This is a genomic window from Massilia violaceinigra (assembly GCF_002752675.1).
In the GTDB taxonomy this organism is placed as follows: Bacteria; Pseudomonadota; Gammaproteobacteria; order Burkholderiales; family Burkholderiaceae_D; genus Telluria_A; species Telluria_A violaceinigra.
Map to the genome: position 1 here is coordinate 22,760 of NZ_CP024609.1, position 9,301 is coordinate 32,060.

12 protein-coding genes are annotated in these 9,301 nt (G+C 63.3%); all 12 read left to right on the plus strand.

The genetic code is table 11. The annotated features are described in order from the left end of the window. The first annotated feature begins 19 nt into the window (after positions 1-19). The 12 genes from CR152_RS32330 (at position 20) to CR152_RS32380 (ending at position 9,296) form a co-directional block, all read left to right on the plus strand. A complete protein-coding gene (locus tag CR152_RS32330) occupies positions 20-448 on the plus strand; it encodes a hypothetical protein (protein ID WP_099883061.1) in 429 nt (142 codons plus the stop codon). Continuing rightward, positions 445-975 carry a glycoside hydrolase family 19 protein gene (locus tag CR152_RS32335; protein ID WP_099883063.1) on the plus strand — a complete coding sequence of 177 codons (531 nt, stop codon included), beginning with the start codon at positions 445-447 and terminating at the stop codon, positions 973-975. The genes CR152_RS32330 and CR152_RS32335 overlap by 4 nt, the downstream gene beginning before the upstream one ends. Beyond that, complete coding sequence (locus tag CR152_RS32340; RefSeq protein ID WP_099883065.1) at positions 972-1,511, plus strand: hypothetical protein; 540 nt, start codon at positions 972-974, stop codon at positions 1,509-1,511. Before CR152_RS32335 ends, CR152_RS32340 begins: the two co-directional genes overlap by 4 nt. Continuing rightward, on the plus strand, positions 1,508-3,268 hold the full coding sequence (locus tag CR152_RS32345; RefSeq protein ID WP_099883067.1) for a hypothetical protein: 1,761 nt from the start codon (positions 1,508-1,510) through the stop codon (positions 3,266-3,268). The genes CR152_RS32340 and CR152_RS32345 overlap by 4 nt, the downstream gene beginning before the upstream one ends. After that, positions 3,269-4,819 (plus strand): phage tail tip fiber protein, encoded by a 1,551-nt coding sequence (locus tag CR152_RS32350; RefSeq protein ID WP_099883069.1) that lies wholly within the window; start codon positions 3,269-3,271, stop codon positions 4,817-4,819. Then, positions 4,816-5,160 carry a hypothetical protein gene (locus tag CR152_RS32355; RefSeq protein WP_099883071.1) on the plus strand — a complete coding sequence of 115 codons (345 nt, stop codon included), beginning with the start codon at positions 4,816-4,818 and terminating at the stop codon, positions 5,158-5,160. Before CR152_RS32350 ends, CR152_RS32355 begins: the two co-directional genes overlap by 4 nt. Then, the gene (locus CR152_RS33520) at positions 5,157-5,324 is read left to right on the plus strand and encodes a hypothetical protein (protein WP_157778895.1); all 168 of its coding nucleotides are present in this window, start codon (positions 5,157-5,159) and stop codon (positions 5,322-5,324) included. The genes CR152_RS32355 and CR152_RS33520 overlap by 4 nt, the downstream gene beginning before the upstream one ends. A gap of 234 nt (positions 5,325-5,558) precedes the next feature. Next, complete coding sequence (locus CR152_RS32360; protein ID WP_099883072.1) at positions 5,559-5,858, plus strand: hypothetical protein; 300 nt, start codon at positions 5,559-5,561, stop codon at positions 5,856-5,858. A gap of 143 nt (positions 5,859-6,001) precedes the next feature. Then, complete coding sequence (locus CR152_RS32365; RefSeq protein ID WP_157778896.1) at positions 6,002-6,580, plus strand: aspartyl/asparaginyl beta-hydroxylase domain-containing protein; 579 nt, start codon at positions 6,002-6,004, stop codon at positions 6,578-6,580. Further along, entirely contained in the window at positions 6,561-6,869 is a 309-nt protein-coding gene (locus tag CR152_RS32370) for an AraC family ligand binding domain-containing protein (protein WP_099883076.1), read from the plus strand. The genes CR152_RS32365 and CR152_RS32370 overlap by 20 nt, the downstream gene beginning before the upstream one ends. A gap of 133 nt (positions 6,870-7,002) precedes the next feature. Then, positions 7,003-7,581: a hypothetical protein gene (locus tag CR152_RS32375; protein WP_099883078.1), complete on the plus strand. Its 579-nt coding sequence runs from the start codon at positions 7,003-7,005 to the stop codon at positions 7,579-7,581. Between the two features lie 11 nt (positions 7,582-7,592). Further along, a complete protein-coding gene (locus CR152_RS32380; RefSeq protein WP_157778897.1) occupies positions 7,593-9,296 on the plus strand; it encodes a hypothetical protein in 1,704 nt (567 codons plus the stop codon). Positions 9,297-9,301: the final 5 nt, after the last annotated feature.

Consider the following 9,301-nt stretch of genomic DNA (forward strand, 5'->3'; position numbering starts at 1 on the left):
GTTTTTATTTAAGGACCCCATGGCAGTCGAAACCACCGCGGCAACCGGCGCACTTATCAAATTCTTCGGCGTACCGCTGCTCACCAGCGCCGCCGCCACTTCATTGGGATTCATGTTCATGTGGCCTAAGACCCGCAAAGAAGCCTTCCTTCGTATCGGCACCACCATCATTTTTTCCACCTTGTGCGGCCCGCTGCTGGTCGTGGCGCTGCGCTCATGGTGGCCCGGCCTGTTCGAGGCCGCGCGCGACATCGCCATCATGTACGGCGTCGATCCGGCGCTCGGCGTGGTCTTCATCGCGGCGCCCGTGCTCGTGCTGGCCGGCCTGCCGGCATGGTGGGTACTGGGCGCGTTCGTGCGCTGGTTCGGCCGCCGCGAAGACAAGGACATCGGCGAGCTGGCGCGCGACGCGGCCGCGATCGTCCACAACGCGCGAGGTCGCCCATGACGCTCGACCAGCTGGTGCGCATCCTTCCCTTTGCCCGGCCGCGCGCGGCCAAGTACCTTGGCTGGCTCAATGCGACCATGAACGAGTTCGACATCACCACGCCGGCACGCCAGGCGTCGTTTATCTCCCAGCTGGGGCATGAATCGGCACACCTGCGCTATGTCGAGGAACGGGCGTCCGGCGCCGCCTACGATACCGGCCGGCTGGCCTTCCGGCTGGGTAACACCCCCGAGGCGGATGGCGACGGCCAGAAGTGGAAAGGGCACGGGTTCATGCAGGTGACGGGTGCGGTCAACCACGCGGCGTGCGCCGCCTACTTCGGCATTCCGGTCGAGCGCATTTCGGCCTGGCTGGTCACACCGGAGGGCGCCAGCCGTTCGGCCGGCTGGTTCTGGAAAGAACACGGGCTTAACGAGCTGGCCGACGCCGGCGACCAGGTCGCTGTAACGCGCCGCATCAACGGCGGCATCAACGGTCTGGCCGACCGCCTCGCCCTGTTCAACACGGCGCGCAAGGTGCTGGCATGACGGGCGCGCTCCTGACGCCTGTTCCGGTGTGGGCCCGCTGCCTGCTGCTGCTGGCGGCGTGCTGGTGCCTCTTCTTGCTCGGCCAGTTGCGCGGCGAACGCAAGGCAGGAGAGGCCCATATCGCCTATATCGAGCAGCAGGCCGCCCAGGTGGTCAAGGTGGCCAAGGCCCAAATCCAGGTTCTGGTGAAAACCGAGACGAAATATCGGGACCGCATCGAAAAAATCTATGTCAAAGGTGACGAAATTGAAAAGCAAGTACCTGTTTATGTATCGGCTGCTGATAGCCGTGCTTATGGCGTTAACGCTGGCTTCGTGCGCAACTACAACGCCGCCTGGACCAATGAGCCTGCCGGACCTGCCGCCGACGCTGACCGCGAACCCGCCGCCGTTCCGCTTATTGACATCGCCGAAGCAGACGCCCACAACGCGCGATCCTGTTTCGCCTGGCGCGAACAGGCCATCGGACTGCGCGAAGCCTATATCAACCTGCAGGCCGTAACGAATGGACTATCAGTGAAGGACGATCCCCAGTGACCCCGCCCATCAACTTGCGCAAATTCGGCGGTCTGCTTCCACGCGTGCCGCTGACCGACCTGCCGATCAACGCCGCGGCGGTCGCCGAAAACATCGACTTCGGCTACAACGAACTGCGCTCGCTGCGCGGCGATTTCAAATTGCGCGACCTGGCGATCGTGGCGCGGTCGGTGTTCAGCGTCGACGGGCTGCGCTTCTACGTGTGGCCCGAGGACGTCGACGCCGTGATCAGCCCCCTGCAGAATGGCCCCGCCAGCGACCGGCTTTACTACACCACCGCGAGCGACTTCCGGGTGACGCCGATCTCGCTGGCCACCATCGCCGGCGCGCCGCCATCGACCAGTTTTCGCGTCGGCGTGCCGCGGCCGACCACGCCGCCCCGCATCAACGTCGAGCACCCGGTTGCACCAAAAGGGCCCATCGCCACCGTCGAGGCCACGCCGGCGGATACTTACCAGGCGCGCCTGACGGCCGCACAGTTGGCCGCCGACGCAACCTTCAAGTCGTCCGTCGTCACCGGCACGGAAAATCGCACCTACACCTACACGTACGCCAACGTGTACCAGGAGCAGGGCCCGCCCAGCGAAGCGGCCATGATCGAGGTGAAGGCGATCACGGTCAGCGGCGTGACCACGTACAGCAAGGTGACGGTCGAAGTGACGTTCGACGGTACCGCCGATTACGTGCCCATCACCGGGGCGCGGCTGTACCGCCAAGGCGGGGCAAGCGACGAATACTTTTTTGTGAAGACCATCAGCGGCACCGAAGGCAAGGTGCAAACGGTCGACACGACCGGCGCCGGCGCGCTGAACGAGGTCCTGCAAAGCGAGAACGCCTACCCTCCCAGTCCGCAGCTTACCGGCCTATTCAACATCGGGAACGGCATCCTGTGCGCATGGAAGGGCCGCGAATTGTGGTTCAGCGACGCTTACCGCCCTTGGTCATGGCCGCCGGCTTACATGATCACGGTCCCGCACACGATCGTCGGTGCCCACCTGCACGCCGCCGGCGCGCTGGTCACGACGGTCGCCGAGCCGTCGCTGATATCCGGGGTCAGCCCGGACGCGATGGCCGAAATCCCGCTCGATATCGCGCACGCCGGCGCGTCGAAGTGGTCGGTAATCAGCATCGCCGGGCGTGCGCTGTACGCCTGCCACGACGGCATCGTGGCGGTGGAAGGCAGTTCCCCCAGCATGGCGCTGTCCGATCGCTTTTTTACGCGCGAGGTGTGGCGCGAGCGGTGCGGCGCCGGCCTGGCCAGCATGCAGTTTGCGCGTTATGACGGCAAGTTGATCGTCTTTTCCAAAACCGGCGCCTTCGTGCCCTTCATGATCGACCTGTCCGAGGGCGGGGAAATGACCGACTTGCCGCAGCTGGTGGCCAGCACCGCCGCCGTCCTCACGACGTCGGATCAGATGTACGTCGTCAGTGGGACGACGCTGCGCCAGTTCGGCGGCGGCAGCATGCTTCCCCTGCGCTGGGCGACCGGCGACATCGTGCTTGCCGCGCCGGCCGCGCTGGCGGTCGCCCAGGTTGAATGCACTGGCGACTTCACGATCCGGTTCTACCAGAAAGACAAGCTGGGATACACCAAGACCGTCGGGAGCGGGGAGACGATTTTCTATCTCCCTACCGAACCGCGCGACGGCCATTCCGGCCTTGAGCCCTCCGACAGGTGGAAGTTCGAGATTTCCGGCACCGGCCGATTCAAACGACTACGGGCGGCATCGTCCATCCGTGGCTTGAAGGACATCTAAATGACCGTATCAGTACCTCCGATTTCAACGGCATCCATCCTGGCCGTCAAGGACCCGCAAACGCGCGAAGTGCTGCGCGCCATGGCGAGCGGCATCGCGGTGCGCAACGGCGACGTCGGTTCGGGCGACGAGGCATTTCTGACCTTGGGCGACCTACAAAACGATCCGTCCATCGCTGGAAAGCTGGCAAAGTCGCTGGCCGGCCCGATCATCGAGGGAGTGGGCAAGCCGGGCAGCCCCATGTTCGACCTAGCCGAAAAGCTGCAGGATAAAATCATGGCGTCGCCGGCGTGGATCAACATGTTCTCGGCCGTCACCCTCATCCAGGCGCCCGACTCGGTGCCCGGCAGCGCGGCGTGGCTTCTGCAGCAGGAAGCCAAGGCACGCGGCGCTGCGGTCACGCGCGTGGACACGGTCATCAAGGAAACCAACCTGTCTCTCGCGAAGACGACGGAAACGCTCACATCGTCTATCGGCGCGGCCGGCGCGGCGATCAAGGAAGAACGCGAGGTGCGCGCCACGCAAAACGAGGCGATGACGCAGCACCTGCAGCAGGTCGTTACGTGGACCAATCAGTCCTTTGTCGGCGTCCAGAACGAACTGACCACCCGCACCAACAACGATAACGCCCTGGCCAGCGCGATCAATACCATGTGGGCGCGCGTGGGTCTTAATCAGGCGCTGGTCCAGACGGGAACCCAAATCGCCGTCAACCCGGTAGGCAGCGCGCTGACGAAGTTCGAGCAGCTGCAGGCGACCGTCACCGATCCGGCGACCGGCTTGGTCAAGAGCTACGCGGCCCTGCGCCAGGAAGTGAACCTCACGAACGACAAGGTACAAGGCCTGTCGGGCAAGTGGGGCGTCAAGCTCGATCTGAACGGCTATATCGCCGGCGTCACGCTCAATTCCAGCGTTTCGACGGGGGGCGTGGCCAAATCGTCCTTCCTTGTGCTGGCCGATACTTTCGCGGTCGGCGCGCCTGGCCGGCCGGGAATCGTGCCGTTCGCGATCGACGCCAGAACCGGGCTCGTCGCCGTGCGCGGCGATCTGGTCGCCCAAGGCAGCATCACCGGCTATCAGCTGGGGGCGTACTCGATCTCGCGCGACAAGCTGGCCTTAAAGGTGGTGGGCGGCGCGCAGATTGACGACCTGGCCGTCGATACGTTCAAACTCGGCCCCAACTCCGTCACCGTCCCGCTGTACCTGTCGGGCCAAGGCAGCGGCGGGATCTCGGCCGGAACGACACGCATGGTGGGGCAGATCGCCGCCTACTACCCGGCCGAGGTCGACATCGTTGCGCTCGTCACCTGGAAGGCGGCGGCCTGGAACATTGGCGGAAACACCGGCGTCATCCTGCACGTCGACGGCCGCCAGTTCCACTACCAGTCCGATTCCAACATCAACACCTTCGCGTTGTCGCACGCGACATCGGCCCGGGTTCGGCTGAGCCAGGGCTACCACACGTTCACGGTCACGTTCAATAACGAATGGCACCAGGGCACTTACGACCTCGGCGACTGGTCCGTCACCTTACTTGGAGTAATGAAATGACTACATTTGCGAAATATGACGCAGACGGCCGCGTGCAGTTCCATGGCGACGTGCCCGAATCGATGCTTTCCCTGCAGGGCGACCGGGTGTTCGTGGGGGACATTGACGGGCGGACCCACTACGTGCGCGACGGGCACAAGCACGCGCGGCCGGAAAGCCCCGCTGTGCTTGCCGAACGCGAACTGACCCGGTTGCCCATGCCGTGCAAGGTAATCATCAACGACAAGACCTATCCATGCGGGGAAGGGCGCGCGACGCTGAGCTTCAACTTGCCGGGCCTGTACCGCGTACGGGTAGTGGCATTCCCTTTCCTTGATGCACATTTTGAGATCCAGGCATGATCATTTACCACAATGAAGACGTTGACCAGCTGCGCCGCGCGGCATATCCGCCACTTGCCGACCTGGCCGATGCGATGTACTGGCAAAGCCGGGGGCAGAGCGGCAAGATGGATGAATATAACGCCGCAGTCGAGGCGGTAAAGGCGCGGTACCCCAAGCCGTGAAGGCCTTAGCCGCTGGCGGGTGCGATAGAAAATTTGCCTATTTCAGTCGGAATAACGTTCTGCTCACGCCGCCCTGGTATAGAATTCTTGGCTGAATTATGATCGAGAAATATACATGAACCGAACTAATAGTAACAACAGCAACGAAAGTGCCGTCTGGATCTCTGAGACACTCTTGGTCGTAGTTGGCGTCACGTTCTGCCGGTTCATTAATGGTATTACTGAGGAAATTAAGTGAGCTCCGATTCTGAACTGTTCTTGGTTATTGGTTTCCTCGCTCTGTCGGCCGGATTGTGCCTGGCCGTTTTCCAGGAATGGGGCTGGAAGATTGGCGTATGGATGGGGGCGTTTTCTACTCCCTCCTTAGTCCCAGCAATTCGTGACTGCGCATTAATGCCGTCAGTGCGGTCGGGCGCGCAGTTTGGGGGGTATGAAGAGGTGACCAGAGCATGGTGGGGGCACGGATTCTTCATGTTCGGAGCTTTTGTCGTGGTTTTAGGTATTGCATGGCTTATAACGAAGGGCAAGTACTAAAAACCGCTACATCGCACTGCCATTGTTGCCCCCTTCATGGGGCTTTTTACGCTTGATTTTTCCGCTAAGAGCGCGCCACCTAAATTCTAAGTTTTCCGAAAACCGGCCATATGATCCCGCCTCAATCACAGCGGGGGAATCGAATGGCAAGTTTTCAACACATCGCAACAGGCATCGAGGTCGCGGCGCTGCTCGCCGCGCTGGAGGCAAAACCCCACCTGTTCGGCCTGCACACTGCACGTGCGAGCGCCTACGATTCCCCGCACCGGGCGATGACGGACATCTGGGTCCGCTTCAACGACATCGCCAATCTGGGCCCCCGTTTCACCGATGAGCACGATTCGGTTTGGTATCCGGCTTACGCCGAGCTGCCCGAGCTGACCCCGATTATCTTCGGGCTGATGGCCCACGTCCATGGCGAGCGACTCGGCGGCGTGTTGATCACGAAGATTCCCGCCGGCGGCCGCATCGAGCCCCACATCGACCAGTGCTGGCACGCCGACTACTACGACAAGTTTTACATCCCCCTGCGCAACGACCCGGGCGCCCTGTTCCACTTCCCCGAAGGCGACATCGTCGCCAGTCCGGGCGACTGCTACTGGTTCGACAACGGCGTGACGCACAGCGTGACCAACGACAGCCAGGCAGACCGGATTTCGCTGATCGTCTGCATCAAAACCGATAACTTTAAGGAACTGAAACGTGATCGACTTGAAGATTAAGCATCATTTCTCCGGCCGCGAGTACGCCAAGGAGATGACCCTGCCAGCCCGGCACTACGCCGAAACGCACTCGCATAACTTCGACCACCTGAGCATTCTGGCACGCGGCACCGTGACCGTGACCATCGACGGTGTCGAGGAAATGCACGTCGGGCCGACCTGCATCACGATCCGTGCCGGGCAGGTGCACCACATCGAGGCGCTCACCGACTCGGTGTGGTTCTGCGTGCATGCGCACGAAGGCACCGACCCCGACAAGGTCGATAGCGTCCTGATCAAGGAGGCTTGATATGCCATGGGCAGCAGCGGCAGCAATTGGAAGCGCACTTATTGGCGCGAACGCATCGAGCAGAGCCAGCAAGAAAGCGGCGGCATCCGCAAATAAGGCCATCGATGCGAACGCCTATCAGGGGGAGATCGCCATGGACCAGTACGAGGACTACAAGAACTTCGCCCGTCCGGTGGAGCACTCGGTCTATGCGGACGCCATGAATACCGACACGCCGGAAGCGTACGACAAGGCGGCCGGCGACGCGCAGGCGTCGGTGTCGAGCCAGCTGGGCATGGCGCGCGAGCGCATGGCCCGCACGCCTGGCTTGGACCCGTCGAGCGCCGCCGCCCAGGCCGCCAGCACGAGCATGGAACTGAAAGGCGCCGCCATGGGCGCGGCGGCGGCAAACAAGGCCCGTGACGGAATCAAGGACAAGGCATTCGCCCGCAAGCTCGATGCGGTCGGCATCGGCAAGGGGCTTGTCTCGAACGCGTCGAGCGGCCTGGCCAGCGCTGCCGCGACCGCCAGCAACATCGCCGGCCAGCAGTCGGCGCAAGCGGGCCAAACGGCCGCCGGCGTGGGGAACATGGTCAGCGGGATCGCAAACGGCCTCTCGAAAGTCAACTGGGGCGGCACCGGCACCAGCGACTACAGCAAATGGGAATCCAACAACGCCGGCACGATGCAGAGCACCGGCCTGTCCTCATCTGAATTAGCCGGCGCATTTTAAAGGATCGATCAATGACAAATTGGAGCGGCATGGCCGCTGGATTTCAAGGCTATCAGGACGGACAGCGCCGCATCGCCGAAGACGAGCAGCGCGCAGCCGCCGAAGCGCGTCGCGCCAAAGCGGACAAGCGCGCCGACAGCGACGCGGCGTTTCAGGAAGAGGCACGCAGCCGCCAGCGCTATGACTGGAACGAGGTCGACCGCATCAAAGCGGCCGACAAGAAGGACATGGCCGAAATCCGGGAACAGCTCGCCAGCGAGGCCGACGCTGCCCAGGGCGGTGCAAGCTTGGCTGAGGCGCCGGGCCAGGCCCCGGCCGACAAAATTCAGACGGAAATCGACAAGGCCATGGCGCCCCCGGCGGACTTGCTGCCGGGCGTGGCCGCCGGACCGGCGTCGATGGTGAAGAATCCGGGCGCCCTGAATCTGGCGCCCGCAGCCGCGGCACTGACCACACCGCCAGTGCCCAAGAAAATGGGCGCGATCGGCGCCCCGGCCGGAACTATCCACAAAGGCGACTTCAACAGCGTGCTTGAGGTGCAAACCGCGTTTCTCCGTCGCAAGAATGCGCGGGGCGACCTCACGCTCGAAGAGCTGGCCCAAAAAAAGGGGTTGCTGAGCAAGATGAAAAACGAGGGCATTGCCGATGCGTTGTCGCTCATGGGGCAAGGGCGCTACGGCGATGCGATGGAAGCGTACAACGCCGCCGGCGCCATGAAAGGCGCGCGCATCGTCAAAGGTGAGGCGAGTACGACCAAGATCAATGGCGAGGAACACCCCACCCATATGGTCACGATCCGGAACCGCGACGGCAGCGAAGTCACGATGGACGTCGCCAAGGCCCGGTACCAGCTGCTCGACTTCGAGACGCAGCTGGCACAGTCCGCACGGGCCGGGCAGGCCGCCATGCAGCGCGAACACTACCAAGGGACACGCGAGGACAACAAGGCCGCGCGTGCCCAACAGGCTCGCGATTCCGCCGCCGGCCGCGCCATTCAAATGGCACATCTCAACATGTCGCGGGAACAGCACACGCAGTCAACGCCGCTCGGCCAGATCCAGGCCAAGGAAAAGGCGCTCGGCCGCGCGCTGTCGACTGTCGAGCGCGCCGCCCTGCTGGGCGTGGACTCGATGAACCCGGCCACCCGCGCCCAGCTGGGGAGCTTGCTGAAAGATCAGGACCAGATCTCGGCCGCGATGACCAAGTCGCAGGCGGAGGGTACCTGGGCGCCCGAGTCCCTTGGCGCGAAGAGCCTGCACACGCGCTCAGCCATGCTTAACCAGCAGGTTTCCGACTTGCTCGGCGACGCGCGCGGTGCGGCAGACCCGCTCAACCTGAACGGCTCTGCCAAGGGCGCGGCGCCCGCTGCCGCTCCCCCTGCAGCGGCCACGGGTCCGGCACCGTCCGCCCTCAAGGCGCCTGCAGGCGTGCGCGCGCCAGCGGCACCGAAGCAGAGCCCGCTTTTGGAGCTGATCGGGATGTCTTCTGGCAACTCGGCGTGGAACCAGGTTGCGATCGAGAAGGCGGCCACCCTCGAAGCGGCGGCGGCAAAGTACCAGGAAGCGAAATTTGTCCTGAATGCAACAGTCCCGTCTGGCGACATCGCCGCCACTGACGCCGCGCTAAAACGCGTGAACGCTGCGCGCGCCGTTGTGGAAGACAACATCGGCCCGGCTCTCAACAAAACCGCAATGCTCGAAGCGCTCGGCATGTAATTACA

What these genes read in the sequence shown, in the direction of transcription:
- CR152_RS32330 (WP_099883061.1), top strand. Translation starts at nt 20, where the DNA reads ATGGCAGTCGAAACCACCGCGGCAACCGGCGCACTTATCAAATTCTTC.
- CR152_RS32335 (WP_099883063.1), top strand. Translation starts at nt 445, where the DNA reads ATGACGCTCGACCAGCTGGTGCGCATCCTTCCCTTTGCCCGGCCGCGC.
- CR152_RS32340 (WP_099883065.1), top strand. Translation starts at nt 972, where the DNA reads ATGACGGGCGCGCTCCTGACGCCTGTTCCGGTGTGGGCCCGCTGCCTG.
- CR152_RS32350 (WP_099883069.1), top strand. Translation starts at nt 3,269, where the DNA reads ATGACCGTATCAGTACCTCCGATTTCAACGGCATCCATCCTGGCCGTC.
- CR152_RS32355 (WP_099883071.1), top strand. Translation starts at nt 4,816, where the DNA reads ATGACTACATTTGCGAAATATGACGCAGACGGCCGCGTGCAGTTCCAT.
- CR152_RS33520 (WP_157778895.1), top strand. Translation starts at nt 5,157, where the DNA reads ATGATCATTTACCACAATGAAGACGTTGACCAGCTGCGCCGCGCGGCA.
- CR152_RS32365 (WP_157778896.1), top strand. Translation starts at nt 6,002, where the DNA reads ATGGCAAGTTTTCAACACATCGCAACAGGCATCGAGGTCGCGGCGCTG.
- CR152_RS32375 (WP_099883078.1), top strand. Translation starts at nt 7,003, where the DNA reads ATGGACCAGTACGAGGACTACAAGAACTTCGCCCGTCCGGTGGAGCAC.
- CR152_RS32380 (WP_157778897.1), top strand. Translation starts at nt 7,593, where the DNA reads ATGACAAATTGGAGCGGCATGGCCGCTGGATTTCAAGGCTATCAGGAC.